The sequence below is a fragment of the Halomonas sp. M20 genome (assembly GCF_020622265.1).
In the GTDB taxonomy this organism is placed as follows: domain Bacteria; phylum Pseudomonadota; class Gammaproteobacteria; order Pseudomonadales; family Halomonadaceae; genus Modicisalibacter.
In genome coordinates this window covers 116584-142942 of the sequence record NZ_JACNMQ010000001.1, presented here as the reverse complement: position 1 = coordinate 142942, position 26359 = coordinate 116584, and the positions used below count along the sequence as shown (strand labels likewise).

The following is a 26359-nucleotide window of genomic DNA, read 5'->3' as shown; positions in this document are numbered from 1 at the left end:
TTCCGTAGTCACCCCTCTAGGCGCTGCTGCAGTCGCTTTTCCAACTCATTCTGATCCGCGGCAAAGCGGCGAATACCTTCCGCCAGCTTGTCGTTGGCCATGGCGTCTTCATTGTGGCCCCAGCGGAATGCAGCTTCGTTCAGCGGCGTCAGGCGCTCGCTGGCCTCCCCTACATCGGTGATCTTGCGCTCCACATTGCCTTCGCTACCGGCCAACTCCTCGAGTAGCGTCGGTGAGATGGTCAGGCGATTGCAGCCCGCCAGGGCCAGGATCTGCCCGGTGGTGCGAAAGCTCGCCCCCATGACCACGGTGTCATAACGGTAGTTGCTGGCCACTCGGCAGACATTGCGCACGAACTGGACACCGGGATCGTCTTCCGGCGCGTACTCCTTGCCGGTCTCCTTCTTGTACCAGTCGGTGACACGACCGACGAAAGGCGAGATCAGATGCACACCGGCATCGAAACAAGCCCGGGCCTGAGCGTCGCTGAACAGCAGCGTGAGGTTGCATTGGATACCTTCGCGCTCAAGAGTCTCGGCGGCGCGAATACCTTCCCAGGTCGAAGCCAGCTTGATCAGCACTCGATCGCAACCGATGCCGTGCTGATCGTAAAGTTCGATCAGCTGATGAGCCTTGGCGATGCTGGCGTCTTTATCGAAGGAGAGCTTGGCCGCCACTTCAGTGGAGACCCGCCCTGGCACGATACCGGCGATCTCGCTGCCGATGGCCACCGACAAACGATCCACGGCTTGATCGATACGTGCCTGGACATCGCTTGTCTCGCCCTTGACCTTTGCCAGGGTTTCGTCGATCAGCGCCTGATGGCCGGGCAGATCGAAGGCCTTCAAGATCAGCGACGGATTGGTGGTGGCGTCCTGAGGCTCGTAGCGGCGAATGGCATCGAGATCGCCGGTATCGGCAACCACCATCGAAAGTTGCTTGAGGGCATCCAGTTGGCTGGACATGGGCATCTCCTTTAACGCGGGGGTGTCTGGATAATTGCTGAAGGAATGACGCGCATGGTAACGCAACTTGGCCCTGGAAGGTCATGCGGATGTCGTGCCGGGTAACCAGACCCGAGCACATAGCCCGCCAAGAGCGGACTCCCCAAGCTGCAACTCTCCACCATAAAGCGCCATCAAATCTCCGACGATGGCAAGCCCCAGCCCAGAGCCAGTATCGGAGTTCGATTCAAAACCAGGAGCGGGCCTCGATTCAGAGCCGGAATCATCAGAGCACCGCTCATCCAGCCGGGCGCCCCGCTTCAAGACCCGCTCTCGCTGCTCCGGATCAATGCCTGGCCCATCGTCCTCGACGCTCAAGTACAGGCCTTTATTCGCGGCAACCGCGCTCAGCCTTACGTGAGTGTCGGCCCAATGCAGGGCATTATCCAGCAGGTTGCCGACCAGCTCCTGCAAATCCTGAGGGTCCATGCGCACATCGAGTGTCGCATCGAGATGATACTCGAACATGATGCCTCGACGCTCAGCCAGGCGTGCAAGGCCGCTGACGATTGGCGCGACGGTCGCTTTCAGCGGTACTCGACCGGCTAACATCGTGCTTCCCGCAACAGATGCCCGTGCCAGATGGTGGCGCACTGCAGTATCGATACGCGCCACTTCTTCGCGTATCTGATGACGAGACTCCTTGGCAAGACGATCCCCCAGAGTCTTGAGCACGCTGACCGGGGTCTTCAAGGCATGAGCCAGGTTACCTGCGGCATCACGACTCCGCGTAATCATACGCTCGTCGCGCTCGATCACCTCGTTCATGGCCTGGGCCAGCTCTCGAAGCTCGCCGGGCAGATGTGTATCCAGTCGTTTATGCTCACCGCTCTCGATGGCACGTAGGTTGGCATGTAGACGTCGAAGCGGTGCCAGCCCCCAATGGATTTGCAGGGCCAGCCCGGCCAGCAGCAGCACCCCTAGCGTTAGAAGCGACAACCCCAGCAACCACTCAAAGCGTGCCACTTCTGAATTCAACTCCTCTCGGGACGCCGCTACGCTAACGTGCAGGCGGCGCGAATGGCCCGGCAACCGTACGTCGCGTTCGGCAATGCGCAGCGGCTCACCCCGAGGGCCTTGAGCATTACGCAGTGTCATTCCTTCTGCCTGAGTCACCGGCAGGCGCTGATCCCACAGCGAGCGAGAAACCAGGGTCGTATTTTCAGTGTCGGTCACCTGCCAGTACCAACCCGAGAACACTCTTGAAAAGCGTGAATCGCCTAGGGATACATCAAGCTGGCGACTGACCGGGTCCCGCTCGAGTCGAACCAGAATCACCTGCAACAGCGACGTCAAACGCTGATCGAAGGAAGTGGTTACCGCCTCGCGAAAATTATAGGCAAGCCCCATGCCCGCCAGAGGCAGCACTAACAGGACCAGTATCAGGGACGCCATCATCAGCCGCCGCCTCAGACTCCAATGCGTAATCGCGCTGAACCTGCCTTGCATCATGCCAGCGTCTCAACAGCCACCACACGATACCCCTGCCCCCGCAGAGTTTCGATACGCTCGCTGCCAAGCTTTCGCCGTAGGCGGCTGATCTGCACATCGATGACATTGGAATCCGGCTCATGGTCGCGATCGTAGACATGCTCGGAAAGCTCGCTGCGGCTGACGGTACGCGGTATGGCGTGCATCAGATAGGCCAGCAACCTTGACTCTTGAGCCGTCAGGTTGATCGGTCGTCCGGCCAGGGTGACCCTGCCGCTGTGAGTATCGAAGGCGAGTGCTCCGCTTACGAGCACTGGATGAGAATGGCCATGACTACGCCGCACCAACGCGCGCAGACGGAACAGCACCTCGGCGGTCTCAAAGGGCTTGGTTACGTAATCGTCGGCACCGGCGGAAAAACCTGCGGCCTTGTCGGACCAGCGCTCGCGCGCGGTGAGAATGAGTACAGGCAGATCAAAACCGTCTTCGCGCCACTGCGCCAGCCAGCGGGTGCCATCGCCATCCGGCAATCCTAGGTCAAGAATCAGAGCATCGTAGCGCTCGGTACGCACCAGGAAATCGCCTTCACTGCCATTCGCCGCTATTTCGACAATCAACCCCGCATCGCGCAGCGCTTCTCCCAGCGCTTCGGCCAGAGCGCGATCATCCTCTACCAACAATAATTTCATTGCCTCGCCTTTATGGTCGCTGCATGGCATCGATATTGACCCCTTCGATACCGATCAACTCGCCGTTGGTAGCATCGAACTCGAACTCCACCAGCTGCCCTTGAGGACCAATCATCTCTACTTCGTAGCGTGGCTTGCCATCGTCATGCTCCACTTCCACCTCCAACACCTCACCGAGATAATGCGCTTCCAGCCAGTCAAGAACCGAAGAAAGAGCGACCAGGCGACCACTCTGCACCTCATCGTGCAAGCCGCGCCAGTCGCTGGCCTGAGACGGAGCGATGAGGCCGATGCCCAGCACGACCAGCCCCAACGCTAGCGCAGGTTTGAACAGAATCGGCATGTGGTTCAAGAACATCGTCGCTCAGTTGAAGTGTTGTCTGGGATCAGCTTGCCAAAATCATCATGAATGAAAGATGAACCATCTTTTCAGCACTGTGCAAGGTCACCCGACTTAAAGTGACGTTATCCGGGACGCACCCGGTGGACGATTGACAAAGAATGCATGGAGAATACGCTATGAAAACCTTACCACTCCTCATGGTTCCCGTTGCTCTAATCGGCTTTACCTCGCCGGTATGGGCCGATGATGGTCAGTTGGAACGTGCGCAACTCGAGTCGCTACTCGACAAGGCCGATGAGTACGGCTTCACTCATTATGAAGAGATCTCCACGGACGATGGTGATCAAATCGAATTCGAAGGCTGGGGCAAGGACGGCTGGCAACTCGAAGTAGAGATGGCTGTAGAGAATGGCAGTCTGATCGAGGAAAAGCGCCGCAAGGACCAGGTGCCGGACTGGGCATTGAGCGGCGATGAGGTCCGCCAGGCGTTGAACAACGCTTTTGATTCGGATTTGCAACAATTCGAGAAGATCGAGGTCGATAAAGACGGAAGCATCGAGATCGAGGGTTACGACACACAGAACCAGGAAGTCGAAATGCATTTGGATGGCAACGACTTCTCGGTCACCGGAGTAGAGAATGACTGAATCGAGCAACAATCGTTCGGACAATGCTGCCTGGCAGGCAGCACGTCAATGGCAGGTTCGGGCGCGTCAAGCGCGCCCCACCCAGGACGCCAATGGTTCCAGAACAAGCGGTTCCAAGGGCAGCGGCTTCAAACTGATCCTGACCTGGCTGATGTTCGGGGTGATGATGGTCATCGGCACCCTGCTCGGCCTTTTCTTTTTGTTGATCGGCTGGCTCATGCTGCCTCTGGTGCGTCATCGCATGAAAAAGCGTATGGAGCAGATGCGAGCCAACCAGGCCCACAACGTTGGTTCCGGCACTGCTCAGTCCCAGCAAGGAGACCAACGCCCTCATCGCGAACAGCAGGTGCTGGAAGGCGATTATCAAATCAAGCAGTGAATCAGTGCTGGCTAGGAAAAGGTCTGGTGACTAGGCGTCGGTGTCCTTCGAGGAGGCCGGCGAGTCACCTTGTGGCCCAGTATCTTGATTCAAGCGTAGCGTACGCAATTCCCTGATCTCTTCGCGCAAAGCACGCACCTCGGTGTGCAACTCCCCCATCTCCTGATAGACATGGCGTATCATTCGCCGGCTCGCCTGGTGCTGGCGCTCGTCCTCGTCGCTTTGATCGTCGATGAACAGCGACCCGACATAGGCCGCGAAGCTACCGAACAGTCCCACGCCACAGATCATCAGCAACACCGCGACGACACGCCCGAGCGTGGTGATGGGATAATAGTCCCCGTAGCCTACGGTAGTGACCGTCACGAAAGCCCACCATAGCGCCTCCTCCGCCGTATCGATAGGGCTGTCGGGGTTGGGGCTTTCCACCAGCAGGATGGTTATCGAACCGAAGGCTACCAGCAGCAATGTGGTGGTAGCGGCTGAAGCAAAAATACCCTTGGCGCGATTGCGAAACATTAGCCGCCATAGCATGCGCATCGACTTGAGCGCCCGCAGCAAGCGCAGAATCTGAACGACCCGCACCAGCCGCCCCGCCATGAATAGTCCCGCCGGAATGCTCGCCAGTAGATCGATCCAGCCCCAGCGCATGAAACGCCACTTGTTCGGTGCTGCATAGAAACGAACGCTGAAATCGAGAAAGAAGAACACACAGACAACAATATCGAGATAGTTGAGAAGCTGCGCCATTTCGGGCGACAAGGTAAAGAACAGATCGGCAATCAGCGCGCCCAACACATAGAGGGAGAGCACCAGTAGCACGAGCTGGAAGGGCGTAATATGATCTTTCATGAAGACGATGGGCTTTGATTGAGATACCAGGCAAGACCTTACGTCATGGCTCCCGGCAAGAAAAGCCGCGAATTTCCGGCTTCGATGATGTAAATCTCTTTAAGGTGCCATACTTGGAAATGAATCAATGAGGTCTTGCCTTATTAGTGAACATGACCGAGGTGGCGTATGCACAATCACAAGATCAGCGCTTGGCTTCAACACCCACGACGCCTTTTATTGCTAGCCTTGCTGAGCTTGAGCGCTTTTGCGGCGCTCCCGGCCCAGGCGGAGGAAGTGCCCGGGGATCATCTTCAAGAATACTCGACCGAAGAGCGGGTGGATTACGTGCTTGGCTGCATGGCCGCCAACGATCAGAGCTATCTGACCATGCAGAAATGCTCCTGCAGCATTGATGTCATCGCCGAACTGATGCCCTATGAGGCGTATGAAGCAGTCAAGACCATCTTGAGCATGCAGGAACAGCGGGGAGAATCAGGCATGCTGTTTCGCACCGAACGCAGCATGCAGGATCGTCTGCGGGCCTTTCGTAGTGCCCAAGCGGAAGCCGATCTGCGCTGCTTTTGATTACTCCCCGCCCGGCCCGCCCCTTTGGGTCATCATGCCCTTGGCCGGGTTGTAGGCGATAATGGCGAGCCAGAGCAGTATCAGGGTTGTCGCCAGCACGATCAGCGTCGCCTCGACGTTGAGCTGTTCATACAACGCAAAGCGAATCATCTCCACCGCATGGGTAAAAGGATTGAGTACGGCGATCCGATAGATCAGCTCGCTGCCTTCCCGTAGGCGCCATAGCGGATAAAGCGCTGAAGACAGAAAGAACATCGGAAAGATCACGAAGTTCATGATGCCGGCGAAGTTCTCCAACTGACGCACGGCACTCGACAGCAGCATGCCCAGCGCCCCCACCAGAAAACCGGTGACGATCAACGCCGGCAGTACCAGCACATAGCCCATAAGGGGCGCCTGTATTCCGTAAAGATAGGCGATCGCCAGGAATACATAGACCTGCAGGATAGACACCAGGGTGCCCGCCAGCAGTTTGCACATCAGCAGATATCCGCGGGGAAAAGGGCTGACCAGCAGCACTCGCATGCTCCCCATCTCCCGGTCGTAGACCATGGACAGCGAACTCTGCATGCCGTTGAAGAGCTGAATCATGCCCACCAATCCCGGCACGATATAGACCTCGTAGAGAACGTAGGTCTGATAGGGCTCGGTCATGGCCACACCCAGCGCCATGCGAAACCCCGCGGCGAACACGAACAGCCACACCAGCGGCCTGACCAATGCCGCCACGAAGCGGCTACGCTGATGCAAAAAGCGCAGCAGCTCGCGCCCCACCACCCCCCGCAGGCAGTGGCCGTAGGCGGCAAGGTTCATGACGCGGTCCCTTGAACGAAATGATCATAGGCATCGCTTAGCGTCGCGGCATCCGCCTGGGCCAGCAGATCCATCACGCTGCCCTGGGCACGTACCCGACCGCGATGCAGCAGGATCACCCGATCATTCGAATCGACCTCGTCGATGAGATGCGTCGCCCACAGTACCGCCACTCCCTGTTCATGACATAAACGATGAACGTGCTCGACCAGCCCTCGGCGCGAGGCGATATCGAGCCCCACCGTGGGTTCGTCCAGCAGTAGCAGGCGCGGTTCATGCAGCAGGCTTCGTGCGATCTCTACTCGACGGCGCTGCCCCCCAGAGAGATGGCGTACCCGGGAATTCAAGCTCTCCTGCATGTCGAGTCGTGCAAGCTGCTGCAGGGCCCGCTGCCTGGCGAGCCCCGGCGCCATGCCGTGCAGGGCGCCGAAATACGCAAGATTCTGTTTGACCGTAAGATCAAGATCCAAGGTGGGCTGCTGAAACACCATCCCCATCCGGACATGGGCCACCGCCGATTGTCGCTGCAGATCGACCTCCCCGATGCGAATGGTCCCCTGTCGATGGGCGTATAGCCGTGTGATCAGGGAAAACAGCGTCGTCTTGCCCGCGCCGTTGGGGCCCAGCAGCACCGCGAACTCCCCTACTTTCAAGGTAAGGCACACCCCCTCCAACACCGGACTGCCCTTGTAGCCGAAGCTCAGATCCCGCACCTGCAGCGCAGTCGCGTCCGAACCCTCGGCTACCGAGGCCGGAGAAGCCTGCAGCGAGGCCCTGTCATTATGACTCACGGCTCGACGATCACGCCCCAGGGGAAGCGGCCCACGGGGATGGAGCGGATCGCCTCAAAGTCGTTCACATCGCCCTCGACGTTGATCACCGTGACATCGCCGCTGACGCCGTTGGTGGTGAACAGCCGGCTCTCGCCCACGTTGAGCGCCAGATGCCAGACCCGCTGGCCTACCAGCAGATAGTCGAGCACCTCATGGCTTTGCTGGTCCACCACCGCCACCCGATTCGAAGGCCCCAGGGCGACGAAGGCGTAGCGACCGTCCGAGGTCAGCTGCATGCCCACCGCCTGCACCGCTTCTTTAGGCACCCCCTGCACTTCGAAGTCGATGCTGTGAATGACGTCAAAGGTGTCTTGCATGTCGATGATCGCCACTTTTCCGGCGATTTCCGCGGAGACCCAGGCCTTACTGCCATCCTCGGTGAATTCCACGTAACGGGGGCGCGCCCCTACCAGACGATGATGCACCGCCTCCATGGACTCGAGGTCGATGATGTGGGCCATGTTCGAGGTCTCGGAGGTGGCGATCAGCCATCTGCCGTCCGGGCTGACCCCGAGCCCCTCGGGTTCGACGCCCACGGGAATCTGGGTGACTCGACGGCGCTGCTGATAGTCAAGTACCGAGACGATATTGTCGTCTTCGTTAGATACATAGATATAGGGCTGGTTGGGATCGACACGAATCACCTCCGGGTCCTCGCCGGAGGCCAGACTGCGTACCACCTTCAACGACGCGAGGTCGATCATGTCGATGGCCTCGTCATCCCCCACCGCCACGAACAGCTCGCTGCCATCGTTGCTGAACGCCATGGCCCGGGGTCGTCGCCCGACGTTGATGGTCTCGACAACTTCCAAGGTCTTGCCGTCGATCACCGAGACGGTGTTGTCCTTCTCGTTGGAGACGAAGACGCGCTCCGCCAGGACCGCCGTGGGCAGCAGCAGGAAAACGGCCAGGGTGGCGCTCGAAGCGGTGCGTTTAATTGTTGTTGTTCCTAAAAACGACATTGGGACTCTCCTTGATCGGCTCCGAGTGTATCCAACGGTGACACCGGATGCAGATAGCCCTCCTGGGGCGAGACGGACACCACCATGCGCGGCCCGGTGACCAGAATGGGTTGGCGCAGCTGATGATTCCAGGGGCGATAGCTCACCGGCAGGCCCAGGTAGCCGGCCAGCTCGAACGCTTCGCCGGTCATGTAGTCGCGCAGCTTTTCAGGTGCCACCGCACCGGTGCGGGCCGCCGCCTCTCCCAGGGAGCGCACTGCCAGCCAGGCGGCGAAATCCCGGGGCGTCATCCAGCGCTCGGCCTGCTCCTCGAAGCGTCGTTGCAGCTGTACCGCCCCCCAGGATTCATGGGCACGGTGCCAGGCGGTGGGCGTCAAGCCCTGGGTCCCGGCCACCGGCCGAGGCAGCCGGGTCTGAAAAGGGAAGTATTCGCCGAAGTAGTCATTCTCATCGGCGATGACCAGCACATCATGCTCGGCGAAGGCCTGCACAAACACAGGAATTTCCCGCTGGATGGCGTGAAAGCCGCCCTCCGCGCGGCGTGCCATGGGGTCGTAGGGCCACATAGACTCGTCGACGATGGCATGGCCAAAGCGCTTGGCTGCGCCGCGCTGAGCTTTGACACGAAGGCGATCTTCATCGGTGTTGCCATGCACCAGCGCCCAGCGCGTCCACTGCTTGTAGCCGAGAAACTGGGCCAGGGCATCCGCCAGCATGCGCCGGCTGGGAGTGGTGTGAAAAAGATTCGCCCGACAGGACTTACCACGCAGAGCGTCGTCGGGCGCCGCCGCGTTGAAGACTACGCGATCCTCCAGCGCCGGCTCTTCCAACAGCACTTCCAGAGCCGCCCGAGGCAATCCGCTAACGATCCAGTCGGCGCCCTGCTCGACAAGCTGCTGCAAACCGTCCGACACCTCGGTTCTGGAGGTCACGATAGCCTCGACGAGCACGAATTCCTGGCCCAGGAACTGCCCAGCGGTGTTGTTGTCGGCGATCGCCAGCCGCGCCCCTTGAACGCCTTCGTCATCTAGCACCGGATCGAGCACCGACAAGGACTCCAGCGCGTCGGGCCGAGCGAGCCCTAGATAGCCGATGGTGACGGTTGCACTGCCTGGGTTCTGGGCCTGGTTCTGGGCTTGAGCCTGAAAAGTGCTCAGTAAAAACAGCATCAGGAACAGCGGATACAGACCGATCTCGGCGATCATAGACCCCCTGCGTCCCGTTTCAGGAGGGCTTTTAGTACGATCCTCAACACGACACTGCATAGGCCCCTCCACGCTCAGCGATCGCCTAGCGACGGGTTCACATCTGCGAACGGATATCCCTCACCATCCGACTCAACGACTCTTCCAGCAGATAGGGTTTTTCGCAGAACGCCGGCAAGGCTTGCTGGCGCATGCGAAAGGTTTGCCGCTCCCAGTAAAGCGCTTCTTGCAGACGTTCGATGGCGTCGTTACTGGCAGTCTCCGAGGCGCTCAGCACCTCCAGCCTGTCGATCATCCTCGAAATACGATCCAGCCTTGCGACTTGCGCGCGAGCGGCGCCTCGTATTACCGCAATGACGCGATTGCGTTCACGATCGATACGCTCGAAGAGGCCGGCAAACAGCAGTGTCAGCCGCTGCTCTATCTCTTCCTGAGTCAAGCTCCGGCCAGCGCTCTGCTGCCCGCTTGCGACATCTTCAGCAAAACTACGCACCCGGGCGATGGCAACATCCCGCGGAGTTTTGCGGGCGGTGGCAAAGCGCACCACGGCGCCCACTTCTTCGTCCTCCCACCACTGCTTTTTCAGCGCCTCCGGCGAGGGGCCGTCCCATAGGGCGCCCCAGGCAAGCGCGGGAATCAGTCGCTGCTCGCAGGGCCAATCCAGGGGCTCGGCGCCGGGATACTGCGCGCTGGCAAGAGAAGGCAGCGCCAGAACAATCAGCAGCAACCACATCGCCGAGGCACCTGCTGAAGACGGCCCTGATGACAAGGAACTCGATGACGAAGAGCGCCGATCAGTCACGGGCAGCCTCCTCCGAGATCGCTTTGGGGTCGATAAGCCGACCGTGCTCGTCGAGCAGTGGCACTTCGTAGTCGATCAGAATGGCGTTGATATCCGCCTGGCGGCGCTCGATGAAGTCGTTGAGCCAGTCTCGCCAGCGGCTTTCGCCGTGGCGTACCCCCATGGTGATGCGATAGGAGAGCGGCGCCTCGGTGGTGTCGTCGACCAGCGGGATGATCTTGAGTGGCGGCTGCTGGCGCGCCGCATAATGCCCCGCGATGGGCCCCCACAGCACGGCGGCGTCGGTGACGCCGTTGGCCACGTCCTTCACCGCATCCTTGACCGGTCTTCTCACTCGGGTATCGGTCTGCAATGCGTAGCTGCGTACACGGGCGCTGGCGCGGCGCAATGGCACCGTCGGCGGTGTCTCGAAGACCACGCCGATACGCCGACCGGCCAGCTGCGGCGCGTCGAGACTGTTCACATCGAGACCCGAGGTTTCCGGCACCACCAGGGCGTACACGGAGCGATAGTAGGGAATGGTGTTCTGGACGAACCCGTAGCCCGCGGCGACACCCATAACCAGATCGCAAAGACGCGCATCCAGGGTGTCGCGTATGAACCCCATGACCTGAGGGGCATAGACATAGCGCAGCGGAACGTCCAGCTCCTCCGCAATCAGCTCGGCAATACGGTTCTCGAATCCTTCACCCCGACGATTGGTGAACGGCAGGTTATTGCTGTCGGCGCACACCCGCAAATACTCTCGGGACTCGCGCTCGGGTAAATCGGCATTCGCTCCAATGGACAGTCCCAATAGAGTGGCGATGATGAGTGGCGTCAGCAAACGACAGTTCCCTCGCATGGCGTCCTCCCAAGAAGTGATGTTCCAGCCGGACATGCACCTACTCGATCACTTCGACTCTTCATTCTTGTTGTTGGTGCTTTCAGGAATTTCTTTTTTGTCCGCGTCGGCGTCCGGCGCGATCACCTTGGGTCGCCCACGACCCACTTCCTCCGCCCCACGGGCTTGCATATAGCTATAGATATTCTCGATATTGCTCAATACATACTCGTCGTCGGCAAAAGACGGCATGACCTTGCCCGGTTGAATTTGTAGCCCGCCGGCTATGGTCCTGGCGAATTCGGCAAAGCTACGCTGCTGGGCGCGTTTGATCAGGCTTGGAGCAAAGGAGGAACCCAGACCATCCGGTCCATGACAGGCCATGCAGGAGCGGGTATAGGCGATGTAACCATCATAGGTGCCCTGATCGACCTTGCCGTCGATGACCGTATAGTCCCCGGGCCCAACCCCTTCCTTTCCCTCTGCCTCAGCTGACACAGTCGTCACACCAATGAACAGCACCGCGCCTATGGCGCCTGTAACAAGTGAGAGTCGTAGCGTCTTGATCAAAGCCATACAATGAGCCTCCTTCGACACATCGGTCTTTCCATCGGCCAACAGCCATTATGAGTGGATGACTCACTCACCGGCCCAAGAGCTATCAAGCCGGTGAGTGAGCACATACCTCAGGCGTCTGGCGCATCCGACAAGGCGAACACCGTCAGTACGCCACCAAGCTCGGTGTAATCCTTGAGAGAGGCAAAGGCGCTGACCGCCCCTAATCCCTCTTCAGGATCTTCGAGACCCGCTGCCAGACCTATGCCCGCCCAGCCACCGACCCCAGACAGCACGCCTAGATACTGCTTGCCTTGATGTTGGAAGGTATTGATGTTACCGATGATTCCCGACGGGGTCTTGAAGCTCCATAGCTCCTCACCGGTATCGATGTTCACCGCCTTCACATGGCCTTCCAGGGTGCCGTAGAACGCAAGTCCACCTGCCGTGGCCAAGGCACCGCTCCAGACCGCGAAGCGCTCATCGATTTCCCAAACGACTTCACCCTTGACCGGGTCCCAGGCGATGAAGCTGCCCATGCGCCCTTTGTTGCCGTCCCCCTCCTGCACCGGGGCGGGCATCATAGTGAGGGTAGCGCCGACATAGGGCTGACCCGCGACATACTCGGTTTCGTAAGGCTCGTAGTTCATGCAGATACGGTTGATGCCGGCATAGAGCAGGCCAGTTTCCGGGGAGTAGGCGCTGGGCTGCATGTTCTTGGCGCCCATGGCAGTAGGGCAGATATCCGTGGTGTTGACATTGACCCCTTGACGGAAGGTGCTGAACTCCTCGTTGACCACCGGCCGGCCGGTGTCCATGTCGTAATGGCTCGCCCAGTTGGTTTCCGGAGCGAATTTCTCGGCTACAAGAAGTTCGCCGGACTCCCGATCGAGCAGAAAGCCAAAGCCGGTACGATCGATGATCGCCAGGCCCTTGCGCTGCTCACCGTCGATCTCCACATCGATCAGCTGATTCTCGTTGACGCCGTCGTAGTCCCATTCATCGAAGGGCACCTTTTGATAGACCCACTTGACCTCGCCGGTATTAGGGTCCCGGGCAAATACCGTGATGGCCCACTTATTGTCCGCGGGTTCGCCGTTCACGGTGCGTTGCTCCGGATTCCAGCTACCTGGATTACCCGAACCGTAGTAGATCAGATCGAGTTCAGGGTCGTAGGTGACCCAGCCCCAGGGGGCGCCGCCGCCGCGCTTCCATTCGCCTTCCGGCCAGGTGCTCACGCCCAGATCCGCCTCACCGATGGGCTTGCCCATCATCAGGGTTTTTTGCGGATCGAGTAGCACATCGCTATCGGGGCCGTTGGAGTACCCGCGCCAGACTCTTTCTCCCGACTCGACGTTGTAGGCGGTCATATGACCGCGCACCCCGAACTCGCCCCCGCTGATGCCCATCACGACCTTGTCATGCACCACGAGTGGCGACATGGTATTGCTCTCACCCTTGGTGTGATCACCGTTGGTGGCTTCCCACAGTAGTTCCCCGGACTCCGAATCCAGCGCGATCAGGGTATTGTTGGCCTGGCCCAAAAACAGGCGGCCATCCGCATAGGCGAGACCGCGATTGACGGTATCGCAGCACATGACAGGAATGACCCGAGGATCTTGATCCGGCTCATAGGTCCAGACGATACGACCCTGATCTTCCAGGTCGAGGGCAAATACCTTATTGGGGAAGGGAGTGTGGATATACAGACGACCGTCGCCGACATACAGTGGGCCGCCCTCATGACCGCGCAACACCCCGGTCGAGAATTGCCACATAGGGCGCAGGCCGTTGATAGTGTCGCGGTTGATCTGGTCGAGCTTGCTGTAGCGATTGCCTTGATAGTTGCCGAGCTGGGTGGCCCATAGTTCGGGGTTGTTCTGTAATTCAAGCTGATTGTCGTTGGCTTGAAGCGTGGTAGCGGCCAAGAGCCCTATGGTCGCAATGGCATATTTCATCTCCTTTAGCATGACATCATCTCCGGGGTGAGGGTCTCACCACGGGCTATTCCCTGCTCGCGGCAAGCTTGTCGTTGTTATTACTTTCCAGCAACACCTTATAAGGTCTAGCACAGGATGCGAGATTGCATAGGAGAAGAGAGGGGCCTTTCGGCCATTTCACAGAGGGCAACACAATTGTTCATCTCGACAATGGTGTACCACTTCTTAACAATCTATTGGTTTACAACTGTTTTGAGATTCGATCGGATAAATCTTATAGCTTTTGACGCGCCGCCTTACTACCATTAGACCTAGGTCGCAATGCAACTATTGGCTAGAGTGCTTTACTGAAGAAGTGTAAAGTAATTATTCGTGAGCCCCACCCCAATGATCGGAGAAGAACCATGTGGACCAAGCCCTCTTATAACGATCTGCGCCTTGGCTTCGAGGTCACCCTCTATATCGCCAATCGCTGATTTCAGCTTGTCATTGAAAACGCTCCGATGATCGGGGCGTTTTGCTTTATCAAGGAGGAACAAGATGCAGGTTCTGGTGTTAGGTTCGGCCGCGGGAGGCGGCTTCCCGCAATGGAACTGCAACTGTCGCAACTGTCTTGGTTTGCGCGATGGAAGTCTGAACGCCCAGGCGCGCACCCAGTCCTCCATCGCCATCAGTAGCGACGGCGAGCGCTGGTTGCTGTGCAATGCCTCGCCGGATATTCGCGCCCAGATCGGCGCCAATCGCGAACTGCATCCCAAGCGTCAGCCTCGGGATACCGGCATTGCCGGGGTGCTGCTCATGGATGGTCAGATCGATCATACATCCGGCCTATTATCCCTGCGGGAAGGCTGTCCGCTGGATGTCTGGTGCACCCCGAACGTGCATCAGGATCTGAGCACCGGATTTCCACTCTTTCCCATGCTGGAGCATTGGCAGGGCGGATTGCGCTGGCAGCCTGTCGAAGTGGCTAACGATCAGAACGTTGCCCGTTTTTCGGTGCCGTTCTGCCCGGACCTGGCCTTTACCGCCATTGCCCTGCATAGCAACGCCCCGCCCTATTCACCGCGGCGTGGTGCCCCTACCCCGGGGGATAACATCGGCCTGTACATCGAAGACACTCGCACCGGTCGTTCGCTGTTCTACGCACCGGGCCTGGGCAAACCGGATGATGACCTGCGCGATTGGCTCAAACGCGCTGATTGTGTGCTGGTGGACGGTACCGTCTGGCAGGACGACGAGCTGCAACAGGCCGGGGTCGGCAAGGCCACCGGGCAGGACATGGGCCATCTGGCGCTATCCGGCGAGGGCGGGCTGCTGAGCGAACTCGAGCAATTGCCCGAACGCACCCGGCGTATTCTGATTCACATCAACAACACCAATCCGATTCTCGACGAGAATTCCAGCGAGCGGGCGGAACTCGATGCCCGCAACATCGAGGTTGCCTTCGACGGCCTGCGCTTCGAGCCATGATAGGGCTTGGAGCCATGAAATATGAACTTCAAAAGTGTCGATAGCGTCCTATCAAAAACATGACTAACCTTGCCGGCCATGGATTGCCTAATTTTCAAGGAGAACCCCGTCATGCCACCGAATGCCTCGCCTTTTGCCACCTCCTTCGCCGCATCCGAGAAGACAGCGGATAAAACGCTGGATCGCGACGCTTTTCATAAGGCGCTGCTGGCCAAGGGCGATTACTACCATCTTCATCATCCCTATCAGGTGGACATGGCCCAGGGCCGCTCCACCCCGGAACAGATTCGCGGCTGGGTGGCCAACCGCTTCTATTATCAGATCAACATTCCACTCAAGGATGCGGCGCTGCTGGCCAACTGTCCGGATGCGAGCGCCCGTCGGCGCTGGATTCAACGCCTGTTGGATCACGATGGCCACGCAGATGATGGCGGCGGCATCGAGGCCTGGCTGACTCTGGGCGAGGCGGTGGGCTTGAGTCGCGAGGAACTGTGGTCCCAGGAACACGTGCTGCCCGGGGTGCGCTTTGCTGTTGACGCCTACGTCAACTTCGTGCGCCGAGCTGATTGGCGCGAAGGCGCGATTTCTTCGCTTACTGAGCTGTTCGCCCCTCAGGCCCATCAGAGTCGCCTGGACACCTGGCCAACCCATTATCCCTGGATCGACGCCACAGGCTACGCCTACTTCCGCAAGCGCCTAGGAGAAGCCAGACGCGACGTGGATCACGGCCTGGAACTAGCCCTTGATCTTTGCACGACACCGGCGACCCAGCAGCGCGCCCTGGACATTCTGCAGTTCAAACTCGATGTGCTATGGAGCATGCTCGACGCCATGACACTGGCTTATCAGCTTGATCGGGCGCCCTATCACACGGTTACCGACGAGCGCGTCTATCATCGGGGGCTTTCATGAACCCGACAACTGTCTATCGCCTGCGCCCGGGCTGGCGCCTGCAGTGGGAAGACGCCCAGCAGCGCCACGTATTGCTCTATCCTGAAGGGATGGTACAGCTCAACGAAAGCGCCGGCGCGATCTTGACGCTGCTCGACGGCGAGCGAGACGTGGCCGCACTGGTCGACGAGCTGCAGCGCCGCTTTCCCGAGGCGCCCAGAGACGAAATGACCGCAGACGTGGAAGAATTTCTGCTGGACGCCGCCAACCAAGGCTGGATTCGTCATGAGTGAACGGCATTCACACTCGATTTCCGCATCGACAATTGCAAAACCGACACCGGGCGGCCCGCTGTGGCTGCTGGCGGAGCTGACCTATCGCTGTCCGCTGCAGTGCTCCTACTGTTCCAACCCGCTGGACTTTGCCGCCCAACAGGATGAATTGAGCACCGAGGAGTGGTTCGACGTACTGCGTCAGGCTCGAGCCATGGGCGCCGTGCAGCTAGGCTTTTCCGGCGGCGAACCTTTGGTGCGCAAGGACCTGGAAGCCTTGGTAGCCGAGGCCCATCGGCTAGGTTTTTATACCAATCTGATCACCTCCGGGCTGGGGCTCGATGAAGCCCGCATCGATGCTCTACGAGAGGCAGGACTCGATCATATCCAGATCAGCCTGCAGGCAGCGGATGCGGAGGTCGCCGCGGCAGTGGCGGGCTCACCCAAGGCCCATGCCAAGAAGCTGGCCATGGCCAGGGCGGTCAAGGCCGCAGGCTATCCCATGGTACTCAACGTGGTGTTGCATCGGCATAATATCGACCAAATCGACGACATCATCGCCCTGTGCGCCGAGCTTGGCGCCGACGCGGTGGAGCTGGCCAACTGCCAGCTATATGGCTGGGCGCATCTCAATCGCGCCGGGCTTCTGCCCAGCCGTGAACAGTTGGAAGCCGCCGAGGCCACTACCGCGCGCTGGCGCGAGCATCTTGCTGCCAAGGGTCAGGAGATGCGCCTACTGTTCGTGATACCGGACTACTATGCAACGCGCCCCAAGCCCTGCATGGGAGGTTGGGGTTCCATCTTCATGACCGTGGCCCCGGACGGCGCAGTGCTGCCCTGTCACAGCGCACGTATCTTACCCATGACGTTTCCTACGGTGCGCGAGCAGCCCCTGAAGGCGATCTGGTATCAAAGCGATGCCTTTAATCGCTATCGCGGCGAGGACTGGATGCCCTCCCCCTGTCGTGACTGCGACGAGCGCCACCGGGATTTCGGCGGCTGCCGCTGCCAAGCCTATCTATTAACCGGGGACGCCAGCGCCACGGACCCGGTGTGCGATCTGTCTCCGGATCATCATCTGATCGAAGCCGCCCGAAATGAAGCCGCCACTGACGCGCGTTCCCTACAGGAACTGACATTGCGCAACGTTCGGGAATCTCGGGTGTTCTTTCACGAATGAACGTCATGAAGGACCAGATGCCGCGCCTCCTTCCATCGGGTAGTCGTATGGCAGAGCATCAGCTCACGAGTGGCACACGCATCCTAGCCATCGAAGTGCCCAGCGCACGCCAGGTACGTTTGGTCTGCGCCATCGGCGCAGGTTATCTCGATGAGCCTGAAGACCTGCCCGGGCTTGCTCATCTGCTCGAACATGCGCTGTTTCTGGGGTCGTCTTGCCATCCCGAGCCCGGAGATTTCGCCGCTTGGGTGGGCGATCAAGGCGGGCGCTACAACGCCCATACCGACGAGTACAGCACGGATGTTCATTTGACCCTGCCCCCGAGAACGGCCCAGGCAGGCCTGGAAAGGATGCTCGATATTACTCTGCATCCATCTTTGAGAGAGACACTCATCGCCCGGGAAGTCGAGGTGATCGAGGCTGAATTCCAGGCGCGGATGGCGGACCCCGAACTGCATCGGCAGCGCGCCCTGTCACAACTTTTCCAGGCGTCGCATCCTGCCTTTGACTGCCACCATGGCAATCGCCAGAGCCTGGAGGCAGACATATCAGCACTGCGCTCTGCGCTTCACGACTTTCACACATGCCATTATCGTGCCGAGCGTCTGAGTCTAGTCATGCTGGGACCGCAGCCCTTGGAGCAGCAGCTCGAGTTACTGACAGCCGCGGCAGACAGGTTTCGCGAAGATGGTTCGCCCCCGCTTTTTGCAAGAGAGCAGCGAAGCGCAAGCACACGCTGGGCTCAGCCTGGCTGGATACAATGGTGCCCGCCCGAGAACCAGCCTCTCGTTCAACCCGCGCTGGAACTGTTCTGGCCACTACCGGCGCCAATAACCGCCGAGCAGCAGCGAATCGGCGAGCAGCTAGTCAGTGCGCTAAACGATGGCAGCCTTGCCGCCACCCTGCAGGCCAAGCACCCCCTCTGGGACTTGAAAGCGCGTCTTACTGCTTGTGTCACGTCTGCCACGCTATCTTTGAGCCTCACTCTGGATAGCGAAACAGACCTGAACGACAACAAGACACTGATCGCTACCTGTCAGGCCCGAGTCAAGCAGCTGGCCAGCCAGCTAGCCGAAGCCAGTACTGCCGCTATACCTGATGCGCCACCTCATGACCTGGATGAATGGCCCAAAACCCTGGCTCGTGGTCTGGCCCTGAAAGCGCGTACGAGAATGGCGCACTCTGAATCAGAGACGCTTGAAGACGCCGCCGATGAATTGACCCGGTGGCTCGCGCCCGACAACTGTCGCGTGCTTGAAGCCGTGCCTACCTTTGAAAGCCCCTGGAATACTGTTTCAGATACTGGCACCCGGTTTCGCCGCCGAACGCTTGTGGCTGGCGCTCGTGTTCTGGCGTCCCGATCGTCACCGCTGCTTGTCGCTCATGAGGTGCAACGGGACACGCCTTCTGTCACGCCGAAATTGATCGTCGACGACGAGACGCTTGGCCTATGGTGGGGCGGTGGCCCGGTTGGCAAGGAGGCTTTCTGGTGTGTCGGTTGGCCGACGACAGAGCACGATGTACAAGCGCACTTGCGTCGCTGGCACCGCAATACCCTCGCGCTACGCCAGGCGGCATCAAGTCAAGGCGTTGTGCTTGAACTCGGAGGCGATACCCGCGGTGATTGGCTGATGGCAACCGGGGATGCTGAACGACTCGAATCCTGTCTCGTTCAGGCACTAGGCGCCTGGCCACACCAAACCAACCTCTCGCCATCTCTTCTTACTTGTCGTGGGCTTTTGGCTCAGCGTCTGTTGAATCTATTGGAGTCCCTACCCGCCTCTTGCGAGATGAATGACTCGAAAGTGCGGGCCTGGGCCGGAGGAACGCTGGGTGCCGCAGAGGCTAAAGCGGGCTGTCGACGGCTGATAACCGAGCTGAAGAATTTACCGTTATCCTGGCAATCCGTTCCACCATGCGAATATTCATATTTGACCGCAACAGCAAGTCATCGAGGCTGGCCTGTTCGCCAGCTGCCCATACAAAGCAGCGATCAGGCGGTCATGCTGCAGATCGATGGTCCGGATAACAGCCCGACAAGCCGCGCACTGATGCAGTTACTGGCCCAGTGCCACGATGTGGCATTTCAGCAGACACTGCGCCAGCACCAGAGACTTGGTTACGTGGCAGCGGTACGCTATCGCGAGACATCAGATGGCTGGCCTCGGCTTGGCTATGTAGTGCAATCCCCTCATGCGTTTGTCGAAGCACTACGTGAAGCGGTGAATGCCTTTCTGAGGGCTCAAGGCGTTGCATTGGCGCATTTGGACAGCACTACTTTCGACAAACAACGTACCGCCTTGAAAACCAAGTGGGGAGCCCCCGAAACCAGGAATAGCGCCTTGGTACGCGCCTGGAAAGGGCTAAGGAAAGACCGGGACTGGGAGCCCTGGGGAGCGGAACAGCAGGCACTGGCATCACTTGAAAGTGAAACACTGGCGCAATTTGGACGAGACCTTGTCGGAGGCAGACTGGCCGGCCAATGGTGGGATCATTCGGCGAGAGCCAGCACTCCCTGACCCGCACCTGCATATCCGCCGCTTCACCGCATCGAAACCGGGAACACCAGATTACTCTTCGCGGCTGGCTTCGGCGGCGTCCTCGCGGGTTTCTTCCTGGCTGCGACCTTTTTCGCCTTTCTTATCATCGCTATCGTTCTTATCTCCATTATTGAGATGGCGAAACTTCGACGAAGAGGAAAAGCTCTTGTCATTGAGTTCCTGCATGGTCTTGCGCAGCTTACGACGTTGACGAAAAGACGACAGCCGCTTGGTATCCCAGCTGTCCGGGGTAAGAGAACGAAAATCCTCGTTGGCGAACAGCTCGAAACTACGCTCGGCGCCAATGGGCATGTCTTCCGGACCGTAGACTCCGATCAGCCGGATAGTCAGATGCTGAAATGTCAGGTCGCCTTCCGGGCGATGGCCGTCCATCTTGATACCTTCATCTCTTGCCAGACGTTCGAGCAAATTCGAGAAAGTGCCTACATGGAGGAAACCTCCGGAACCAAGCGGACCCTGGCGCGTATTTTCGTTGACATTTCCCAGCGAGGAAGCATTTTGCTGTCTTTCTTCATCACCCTCCTCGTACTCCTGATCGAAATCCGTGACATCCATGGTAATAGTGCCTTCCGACGTTTGCAGATCGGCAATGATGTACTCGATGAAGACCGACTCGGCGCTCATATTGCTTATGATACACAGCGCATCGATATCCTTTCTCTTGCCACGGTTGATGATCAGGCGGGGGCGGCGCTGACGGCTAAAACCCAGATATAAAAGTTGCGCATAGCCTAGCCAGACGAGCAAAACGCCCAAGTTGGTAAAGAAGGTCAGCACCTTCGCGTTCTGTGATATCCAATCGAGCATGCGACTAGGTTCCTTGTTGTATTGAGCCTCAAGTGGAAGCCTTCATGATCGGGCTTCGAGCTGGTCGCAATGAGCATAGCGCAGTCATGAAAGAAGGTCTTTATCTTGAGACAAGGTAGGAACAAAGCGAAGGAAAGAACGAGAGAGGCCGGGACGCGCGCTCCAGCTTCAAAGGAGATCAACCGATCAAGAACAGCCCCCGACCAGCGCTTTTGGCACGCATGGGCGGCTGCGCGTAGGCCTGGGTCAGGCGAGTGATACCCTTGTGCACCGCAAAGGTAACCTTGGGCATGCCACTTTCTTGCTGGCAGTGCAGGCTTTCAGGATCAGTTCATGAGAAAACAGCTACACCAATACTTTTAAAAAAAGCAAAGTATTGAAGAGGCGTCAATGAGAAAATCAGTTCGGTCTAGTGCGTGACGAACCGAAAACATGAGTTGCCTCGAGCAGAAGAAAGACAAAATACGGCAAGTGTCTCTATTTAAAGACGCTACAACCTGTTGTAAATTATCAATTTATTAGAGAACACTGTGCGATAGTCTCTAAAAAGAGACGTTTTTAGATTGCGTGCACTTATTTTTCTTCCATGAATTGGCTCGCTCATCATAATTTTATTTTTAACATCATGTTTATAAAGGATAAAAATAAAACTGGCACTGTATTCGCACTATATATGTCAGACAGCGAGAGCTTCTCGCTTCAGGTTTGATTGATCCGATGTGTCGATCGATGACATACCGAAAGACAGATCAGATCAATCGACCGATCTTCAATTCCCTGCGTACCTTGGGCTGCTCATGCAGCCCATTTTTTTGTGCGTTTTTTGCCGCCGCTCTACCGCTGCCATTGCTTCTTGCCGTGACCGTGCACCGCTGCTTCCTGCAATCTTACCGCTGGATATGCAGCTCAGCATTGGCAGTGCTATCTGTAAAACAAACGCCTAATACAAAAAAAGCACCCTGTAGCGGGTGCTTTGGCTTGGGTACGACGTGTCAGGCCACCAGTGTCAGCCATTTCTCATCGAGGGTCTGCTTGCCGCTGACTAGATCGAAGTACATCGACTGGATCTGCTCGGTAATGGGTCCGCGACGCCCTTCACCCAGGGTACGCCCGTCGAGTTCGCGTATCGGCAGGACTTCCGCGGCGGTGCCGGTGAAGAAAGCCTCGTCGCAGATGTAGACCTCGTCCCGAGTAATCAGCTTTTCGCGCAATTCATAACCCAGCTTCTCCGCCATATGCAGTACGGTGTTGCGGGTAATGCCGTTCAGACACGAGGTCAGCATTGGGGTATAGATGACGCCATCCTTGACCACGAACAGGTTCTCGCCGGAGCCTTCGGCGACATAGCCTTGGGGGTCGAGCAAGAGCGCTTCGTCGTAGCCGCCGCGCTGGGCCTCGGCCAGGGCCATCATGGAGTTGATATACTGGCCGTTGGCCTTGGCGCGGGTCACCGAGACGTTGACGTGATGACGAGTGAAAGAAGAGGTCTGCACCTTGATGCCCATCTCTCGTGCTTCCGGCGCCATGTAGGAAGGCCATTCCCAGGCGGCAACGATAACATGGGTCTTGAGGTTATCGGCCCGCAACCCCATGCCTTCGGAACCGAAAAAGACCATCGGCCGTAAGTAAGCTTCCTTGAGCCCGTTCTCGCGCACCACCGCCCGACTGGCCTCGTTGATCTGCTCTCTGCTGAACGGCATCTCCATGCCCAGAATCTTGGCGGAATCGAACAAGCGATTGGTATGCTCCTTGAGACGAAAAATCGCCGTGCCTCGCTCGGTATCGTAGGCCCGCACACCCTCAAAGCAGCCCATACCGTAATGCAAAGTATGGGTAAGCACATGTACCTTGGCATCACGCCAGGGCACCATTTCGCCATCGAACCAGATCAGACCGTCGCGGTCAGCCATCGACATAATATGTATCCTTCGTTTTCAACGTGTCGCAAGATGATCTGCAGTCATTCTGAAACCTGCAGACATCCCGGTAAAATTAATCAGATCGTTTCCGGCTCGAGCCAGCGCTGCCAGAGCGTCTCCACCACTTGGCGGTACGCTTGGTAATCCGATGCCTCGACCCGAGTACCGCTTTTCGTCAGTGCATTGCGGTGAGCCATATGGCGGTAGGCCAGATACGCCTCGCGTAGCTGACGCGCATCCTCGTCCGGCATGCAGCCGCTCGACTCCAGTGTTTCCAGAATACGAACATTGTCGCTCCAGGCCAAGAGATCGGGGGTGTGAAATCCATGCAGGAGCACCGCGTACTGGCTCAGGAACTCGATGTCGATCATGCCGCCGGCATCATGCTTGAGATCGAACTTGCCCTGCTCCCGCTGCTTGGCGCTGCTGCCAAGATGCTCCCGCATCTTGTAGCGCATCTTGACGACTGCCTGGCGCAGAGTTTCCGAATCGCGTTCTCGCCCCAGCACTTCACGGCGCACCGCACTGAAGCGCTCCGCCAGTTCGGCACTGCCCGCCACTACTCGGGCGCGCACCAACGCCTGATGCTCCCAGGTCCAGGCGTGGTTACGCTGATAATCCGCAAAGGATTCGAGACTGGTCACCAACAATCCCGAATTGCCTGAGGGGCGCAGGCGCATGTCGACGTCATAGAGGGCGCCGGCAGGCGTGATGGCGGTCAACAAGTGGATGATGCGCTGGCCCAGCCGGGTAAAGAACACCGCATTGTCGATGGCGCGATTGCCGTCGGTCGTCCCTTGGGTCGCTGCGTCGTGAATGAACACCAGGTCGAGATCCGAGCCATAGCCGAGTTCGATACCGCCCAGCTTGCCGTAACCCACGATCAGGAAATTCGGCTCCTGGTGACGGCTGCCATCCCGGTATCGGGGCAGGCCATGTTTGCGCGTCAAATGGCGCCAGGCCATCGTCAGCACCTGCTCCAGCACTACTTCGGCGATAAAGGTCAGATAGTCGCTGACATTCATCAGCGTACGCGCGCCGGCGATATCCGAGGCGGCCACATGCAGCACCTGGGCATGCTTGAAGATACGCAGCGCCTCGAGTTGCGCCTCTTCGTCCTCCTCCGGCACCCGTCCCAACGCCTGACGCAACTCGTCGTTCAATCGTGTCTTGTCCGCAGGGGAGTAAAGCGTATCTGGCGACAACAACTCATCGAGCAATACCGGATGGCGCGCCAGCTGTTCGGCAATCCAGGGGCTTGCCGTGCATAGCGTTATCAAATGCTTGAGCGCATCGGGGTTTTCTCTCAGCAGGGCTAGATAAGCGGTGCGCCGTAATACTGCCTCGATCAACGGCAGAGTGCGCTCAAATGCCGTGTCCGGCGCGTCACTGTCGGTAATCGCTGCAAGCAACAGGGGCATCAATGCCACCAGACGCTCCTGACCGATACGTTGCATGCCCTGCACGGCCCGGGATTGGCGCAACGTATTCAGACGTCGCTGAGCCTCTTCTGGTGCGGTGAACCCCGCCCCCTCGAACAGCCGATGACTCTCTTCTTCGGTAAGTTCACCGCGCCAGGCGGCACGCCACTCTTCCAGCGGAACGTCGTCATCACTGCCGCTATCGCTGGCATCAACGGGTGCCTCGGCTTCATCCTCCGGGCCGGAAATCACCGCATCGAAATGGCGCCGGATGCGTTCGCGCACCTCCCTGAGCTGCGCTTCCAGCGCAGTCCAATCATCATAGGATTGCTTTGGGTGGCTCATGGCCAACGCCAGCCGCTCCCGATCCAGGGAATCGTCGGGTAGCGTCTGAGTCTGACGGTCTTCCTGGGCCTGCAGGGCATGTTCGAGATTACGCAAGAAGACATAGTCCGCGGCGAGTTCATCGACGACCGCCTGGGGCAATAGTTCCAGCTCCGGCAGGCGCTGCAGCGCCGTTTTCAGTGACGGCACCTGTAGTTCGGTATCGCGACCACCGCGAATCAACTGAAAGACCTGAACCACGAACTCCACCTCGCGGATACCGCCAGGCCCCAGCTTGATATTGTCGAGGATGTCCTTGCGCCGTACCTCCCGGTTGATCAGTGCCTTCATCTCGCGCAGGGATTCGATGGCACCAAAATCCAGATAGCGGCGATAGATGAAGGGGCGCAACCGGGCCAACAGCTCGACTCCGGCATCACGATCGCCGGCAACCGGGCGGGCCTTGAGCATGGCGTAACGCTCCCACTCCCGCCCTTGATCCTGGTAGTAGCTGGTCAGCATGTTGAAACTGCCCACCAGCGGGCCGCCCTCGCCAAGCGGGCGCAGGCGCATGTCGACCCGAAAGACGAAACCGTCCGCGGTAATCGCATCCAAGGCAGCAATCAGCTTCTGCCCGAGCCGGGTGAAATACTCCTGGTGATCGTATTCACGTTTGCCGTCTTGTGTCGTGCCCTTCTCGGGAAAGGCGAAGATCAGATCGATATCCGAGGAAAGGTTGAGTTCCCCTGCCCCCAGCTTGCCCATCCCCAGCACCACCAGACGCTGCTGCGAACCATCTTCCCGAAGCGCCGGCGCCCCCCAACGGGCAGCGAAATGCGCTTCAAGCCAGACAAGCGCGCCTTCAAGACAGACTTCCGCCAAGCGCGAGACGCTGGCGGCGGTATCCCACATGGTATAATCGCTTGGGGGATTGAGATCACGCCAGATGATCCCCAGCATACGGGCCCGGCGGAAGCGCCGCAGCGCCGCCTGCATCTGTGCCTCGTCCTTGGCGCTATCGAGCGCATCGGCAAGCAACTGGTTCAGCGTCGCCTCGTGCAGGGGTGCATCGAGCTCCCCTTCCGCATCCAGAAATGCCAGCCAGTCGGGATATCGCGCCAACGTATCTCCCGCAAACGTCGAACATGCCAGCACTCGGGCCAGTTGCTCACGACGAGTTTGTGACAAGGCCTGCCAGGCCTCACTTGGGCGCTCCGTCTTTTTGAGTTCGGCCAGGTTGTCTGCCTGGGTCAGCGCCTCATCCAGTCGTTCTTTCGCCTTGCCCAACGACTCGCGCAGCGAGCCGGGAACATTCGTCAGCGGTAGGAAATCGTCGGGCAGTGCCATGAAGTTCCTGTCCTGATAGCAGTCGTGAATGGTGGCTAGGGCCTGTTGACGTTTCATCGCGAACCGCGTTGCAGCGCAAAAGGGCGTCAGGCAAGGCGCGAAGCGCCGGCAATGGTGTGCCCTTACCTAGTTTCGCAACGCCGCATGGCGTTCTTTTGCGCGCAACCCGGAGGGACAGGGTCCATTGGGCACAGCACGGCGTTGTTCGTCGCTCATTGGAAACAACCCAACGACGCTCCTCACGCCTTGTTCTGCACCCAATGGACCTCTGTCGCGGCCGTGAGGAGACGTCAACAGGCCCTAATACCCCCAGCATAGCGAA

The 26359-nt window shown here is 58.8% G+C and carries 25 protein-coding genes; 9 read left to right on the top strand and 16 right to left on the bottom strand.

The genetic code is table 11. The features are described from left to right. Nucleotides 1–8: 8 nt before the first annotated feature. The 4 genes from tal to H7850_RS00725 all read right to left on the bottom strand — a co-directional run bounded on the left by tal (nucleotide 9) and on the right by H7850_RS00725 (nucleotide 3482). Nucleotides 9–965, bottom strand: coding sequence for a transaldolase (gene tal / locus H7850_RS00740; protein WP_227367488.1), 957 nt, complete (start codon nucleotides 963–965; stop codon nucleotides 9–11). Nucleotides 966–1046: 81 nt separating this feature from the next. Next, the gene (locus H7850_RS00735; protein WP_227367487.1) at nucleotides 1047–2402 is read right to left on the bottom strand and encodes a sensor histidine kinase; all 1356 of its coding nucleotides are present in this window, start codon (nucleotides 2400–2402) and stop codon (nucleotides 1047–1049) included. Between the two features lie 50 nt (nucleotides 2403–2452). Next, a complete protein-coding gene (locus tag H7850_RS00730) occupies nucleotides 2453–3124 on the bottom strand; it encodes a response regulator transcription factor (RefSeq protein WP_227367486.1) in 672 nt (223 codons plus the stop codon). A 10-nt stretch (nucleotides 3125–3134) separates the two neighbouring features. Continuing rightward, a complete protein-coding gene (locus H7850_RS00725; RefSeq protein WP_227367485.1) occupies nucleotides 3135–3482 on the bottom strand; it encodes a PepSY domain-containing protein in 348 nt (115 codons plus the stop codon). A 161-nt stretch (nucleotides 3483–3643) separates the two neighbouring features. On the opposite strand from H7850_RS00725, the gene H7850_RS00720 reads away from it, so the two are divergent. Further along, nucleotides 3644–4114, top strand: a complete 471-nt coding sequence (locus H7850_RS00720) for a PepSY domain-containing protein (RefSeq protein ID WP_227367484.1) — start codon at nucleotides 3644–3646, stop codon at nucleotides 4112–4114. Beyond that, nucleotides 4107–4493, top strand: a complete 387-nt coding sequence (locus H7850_RS00715) for a hypothetical protein (protein WP_227367483.1) — start codon at nucleotides 4107–4109, stop codon at nucleotides 4491–4493. The genes H7850_RS00720 and H7850_RS00715 overlap by 8 nt, the downstream gene beginning before the upstream one ends. 30 nt (nucleotides 4494–4523) lie before the next feature. On the opposite strand, the gene H7850_RS00710 is transcribed toward H7850_RS00715, so the two are convergent. Beyond that, on the bottom strand, nucleotides 4524–5345 hold the full coding sequence (locus tag H7850_RS00710) for an ion transporter (RefSeq protein WP_264477195.1): 822 nt from the start codon (nucleotides 5343–5345) through the stop codon (nucleotides 4524–4526). 168 nt (nucleotides 5346–5513) lie between these two features. Here H7850_RS00710 and H7850_RS00705 point away from each other — a divergent pair, with 168 nt between their 5' ends. Continuing rightward, on the top strand, nucleotides 5514–5912 hold the full coding sequence (locus H7850_RS00705; protein ID WP_227367482.1) for a hypothetical protein: 399 nt from the start codon (nucleotides 5514–5516) through the stop codon (nucleotides 5910–5912). Here the strand turns inward: H7850_RS00705 and H7850_RS00700 are convergent, their stop codons facing one another. From H7850_RS00700 to H7850_RS00665, 8 genes are all read right to left on the bottom strand, one after another. After that, complete coding sequence (locus tag H7850_RS00700) at nucleotides 5913–6725, bottom strand: ABC transporter permease (RefSeq protein ID WP_227367481.1); 813 nt, start codon at nucleotides 6723–6725, stop codon at nucleotides 5913–5915. After that, complete coding sequence (locus H7850_RS00695) at nucleotides 6722–7516, bottom strand: ATP-binding cassette domain-containing protein (RefSeq protein ID WP_227367480.1); 795 nt, start codon at nucleotides 7514–7516, stop codon at nucleotides 6722–6724. The genes H7850_RS00700 and H7850_RS00695 overlap by 4 nt, the downstream gene beginning before the upstream one ends. Further along, entirely contained in the window at nucleotides 7513–8520 is a 1008-nt protein-coding gene (locus tag H7850_RS00690) for a PQQ-dependent catabolism-associated beta-propeller protein (protein WP_227367479.1), read from the bottom strand. The genes H7850_RS00695 and H7850_RS00690 overlap by 4 nt, the downstream gene beginning before the upstream one ends. Continuing rightward, entirely contained in the window at nucleotides 8508–9725 is a 1218-nt protein-coding gene (locus H7850_RS00685) for an ABC transporter substrate-binding protein (protein ID WP_227367478.1), read from the bottom strand. Before H7850_RS00685 ends, H7850_RS00690 begins: the two co-directional genes overlap by 13 nt. A 97-nt stretch (nucleotides 9726–9822) precedes the next feature. After that, entirely contained in the window at nucleotides 9823–10527 is a 705-nt protein-coding gene (locus H7850_RS00680) for a hypothetical protein (RefSeq protein ID WP_227367477.1), read from the bottom strand. Further along, the gene (locus H7850_RS00675) at nucleotides 10520–11407 is read right to left on the bottom strand and encodes a quinoprotein dehydrogenase-associated putative ABC transporter substrate-binding protein (protein ID WP_227367476.1); all 888 of its coding nucleotides are present in this window, start codon (nucleotides 11405–11407) and stop codon (nucleotides 10520–10522) included. Before H7850_RS00675 ends, H7850_RS00680 begins: the two co-directional genes overlap by 8 nt. A gap of 12 nt (nucleotides 11408–11419) precedes the next feature. Continuing rightward, the gene (locus tag H7850_RS00670) at nucleotides 11420–11926 is read right to left on the bottom strand and encodes a c-type cytochrome (RefSeq protein ID WP_227367475.1); all 507 of its coding nucleotides are present in this window, start codon (nucleotides 11924–11926) and stop codon (nucleotides 11420–11422) included. Between the two features lie 110 nt (nucleotides 11927–12036). Beyond that, nucleotides 12037–13875, bottom strand: coding sequence for a methanol/ethanol family PQQ-dependent dehydrogenase (locus H7850_RS00665; protein ID WP_227367474.1), 1839 nt, complete (start codon nucleotides 13873–13875; stop codon nucleotides 12037–12039). 374 nt (nucleotides 13876–14249) lie between these two features. Here H7850_RS00665 and pqqA point away from each other — a divergent pair, with 374 nt between their 5' ends. From pqqA to H7850_RS00635, 6 genes are all read left to right on the top strand, one after another. Beyond that, a complete protein-coding gene (gene pqqA / locus H7850_RS00660) occupies nucleotides 14250–14321 on the top strand; it encodes a pyrroloquinoline quinone precursor peptide PqqA (RefSeq protein ID WP_227368515.1) in 72 nt (23 codons plus the stop codon). A gap of 64 nt (nucleotides 14322–14385) precedes the next feature. Continuing rightward, the gene (gene pqqB / locus H7850_RS00655; RefSeq protein WP_227367473.1) at nucleotides 14386–15315 is read left to right on the top strand and encodes a pyrroloquinoline quinone biosynthesis protein PqqB; all 930 of its coding nucleotides are present in this window, start codon (nucleotides 14386–14388) and stop codon (nucleotides 15313–15315) included. A 111-nt stretch (nucleotides 15316–15426) separates the two neighbouring features. Then, on the top strand, nucleotides 15427–16227 hold the full coding sequence (gene pqqC, locus H7850_RS00650; protein WP_227367472.1) for a pyrroloquinoline-quinone synthase PqqC: 801 nt from the start codon (nucleotides 15427–15429) through the stop codon (nucleotides 16225–16227). After that, nucleotides 16224–16499 (top strand): pyrroloquinoline quinone biosynthesis peptide chaperone PqqD, encoded by a 276-nt coding sequence (gene pqqD / locus H7850_RS00645; protein WP_227367471.1) that lies wholly within the window; start codon nucleotides 16224–16226, stop codon nucleotides 16497–16499. The genes pqqC and pqqD overlap by 4 nt, the downstream gene beginning before the upstream one ends. Continuing rightward, entirely contained in the window at nucleotides 16492–17658 is a 1167-nt protein-coding gene (gene pqqE, locus H7850_RS00640) for a pyrroloquinoline quinone biosynthesis protein PqqE (protein ID WP_227367470.1), read from the top strand. Before pqqD ends, pqqE begins: the two co-directional genes overlap by 8 nt. Before the next feature lie 5 nt (nucleotides 17659–17663). Further along, entirely contained in the window at nucleotides 17664–20177 is a 2514-nt protein-coding gene (locus tag H7850_RS00635; RefSeq protein ID WP_227367469.1) for an insulinase family protein, read from the top strand. A gap of 51 nt (nucleotides 20178–20228) precedes the next feature. Here H7850_RS00635 and H7850_RS00630 read toward each other — a convergent pair whose 3' ends face one another. From H7850_RS00630 to glnE, 3 genes are all read right to left on the bottom strand, one after another. Next, on the bottom strand, nucleotides 20229–21026 hold the full coding sequence (locus tag H7850_RS00630) for a hypothetical protein (RefSeq protein ID WP_227367468.1): 798 nt from the start codon (nucleotides 21024–21026) through the stop codon (nucleotides 20229–20231). Nucleotides 21027–22018: 992 nt separating this feature from the next. Beyond that, on the bottom strand, nucleotides 22019–22942 hold the full coding sequence (locus H7850_RS00625) for a branched-chain amino acid transaminase (RefSeq protein ID WP_227367467.1): 924 nt from the start codon (nucleotides 22940–22942) through the stop codon (nucleotides 22019–22021). Nucleotides 22943–23022: 80 nt separating this feature from the next. After that, the gene (gene glnE, locus H7850_RS00620; RefSeq protein WP_227368514.1) at nucleotides 23023–26037 is read right to left on the bottom strand and encodes a bifunctional [glutamate--ammonia ligase]-adenylyl-L-tyrosine phosphorylase/[glutamate--ammonia-ligase] adenylyltransferase; all 3015 of its coding nucleotides are present in this window, start codon (nucleotides 26035–26037) and stop codon (nucleotides 23023–23025) included. Nucleotides 26038–26359 lie beyond the last annotated feature (322 nt).

Excerpts from the sequence above, each read along its gene's own strand:
- tal (WP_227367488.1), bottom strand. The coding sequence starts at position 965 with ATGTCCAGCCAACTGGATGCCCTCAAGCAACTTTCGATGGTGGTTGCC.
- H7850_RS00735 (WP_227367487.1), bottom strand. The coding sequence starts at position 2,402 with ATGATGGCGTCCCTGATACTGGTCCTGTTAGTGCTGCCTCTGGCGGGC.
- H7850_RS00730 (WP_227367486.1), bottom strand. The coding sequence starts at position 3,124 with ATGAAATTATTGTTGGTAGAGGATGATCGCGCTCTGGCCGAAGCGCTG.
- H7850_RS00725 (WP_227367485.1), bottom strand. The coding sequence starts at position 3,482 with ATGTTCTTGAACCACATGCCGATTCTGTTCAAACCTGCGCTAGCGTTG.
- H7850_RS00720 (WP_227367484.1), top strand. The coding sequence starts at position 3,644 with ATGAAAACCTTACCACTCCTCATGGTTCCCGTTGCTCTAATCGGCTTT.
- H7850_RS00715 (WP_227367483.1), top strand. The coding sequence starts at position 4,107 with ATGACTGAATCGAGCAACAATCGTTCGGACAATGCTGCCTGGCAGGCA.
- H7850_RS00710 (WP_264477195.1), bottom strand. The coding sequence starts at position 5,345 with ATGAAAGATCATATTACGCCCTTCCAGCTCGTGCTACTGGTGCTCTCC.
- H7850_RS00705 (WP_227367482.1), top strand. The coding sequence starts at position 5,514 with ATGCACAATCACAAGATCAGCGCTTGGCTTCAACACCCACGACGCCTT.
- H7850_RS00700 (WP_227367481.1), bottom strand. The coding sequence starts at position 6,725 with ATGAACCTTGCCGCCTACGGCCACTGCCTGCGGGGGGTGGTGGGGCGC.
- H7850_RS00690 (WP_227367479.1), bottom strand. The coding sequence starts at position 8,520 with ATGTCGTTTTTAGGAACAACAACAATTAAACGCACCGCTTCGAGCGCC.
- H7850_RS00685 (WP_227367478.1), bottom strand. The coding sequence starts at position 9,725 with ATGATCGCCGAGATCGGTCTGTATCCGCTGTTCCTGATGCTGTTTTTA.
- H7850_RS00675 (WP_227367476.1), bottom strand. The coding sequence starts at position 11,407 with ATGTCCGGCTGGAACATCACTTCTTGGGAGGACGCCATGCGAGGGAAC.
- H7850_RS00670 (WP_227367475.1), bottom strand. The coding sequence starts at position 11,926 with ATGGCTTTGATCAAGACGCTACGACTCTCACTTGTTACAGGCGCCATA.
- H7850_RS00665 (WP_227367474.1), bottom strand. The coding sequence starts at position 13,875 with ATGCTAAAGGAGATGAAATATGCCATTGCGACCATAGGGCTCTTGGCC.
- pqqB (WP_227367473.1), top strand. The coding sequence starts at position 14,386 with ATGCAGGTTCTGGTGTTAGGTTCGGCCGCGGGAGGCGGCTTCCCGCAA.
- pqqC (WP_227367472.1), top strand. The coding sequence starts at position 15,427 with ATGCCACCGAATGCCTCGCCTTTTGCCACCTCCTTCGCCGCATCCGAG.
- pqqD (WP_227367471.1), top strand. The coding sequence starts at position 16,224 with ATGAACCCGACAACTGTCTATCGCCTGCGCCCGGGCTGGCGCCTGCAG.
- pqqE (WP_227367470.1), top strand. The coding sequence starts at position 16,492 with ATGAGTGAACGGCATTCACACTCGATTTCCGCATCGACAATTGCAAAA.
- H7850_RS00635 (WP_227367469.1), top strand. The coding sequence starts at position 17,664 with ATGAAGGACCAGATGCCGCGCCTCCTTCCATCGGGTAGTCGTATGGCA.
- H7850_RS00630 (WP_227367468.1), bottom strand. The coding sequence starts at position 21,026 with ATGCTCGATTGGATATCACAGAACGCGAAGGTGCTGACCTTCTTTACC.
- H7850_RS00625 (WP_227367467.1), bottom strand. The coding sequence starts at position 22,942 with ATGTCGATGGCTGACCGCGACGGTCTGATCTGGTTCGATGGCGAAATG.
- glnE (WP_227368514.1), bottom strand. The coding sequence starts at position 26,037 with ATGGCACTGCCCGACGATTTCCTACCGCTGACGAATGTTCCCGGCTCG.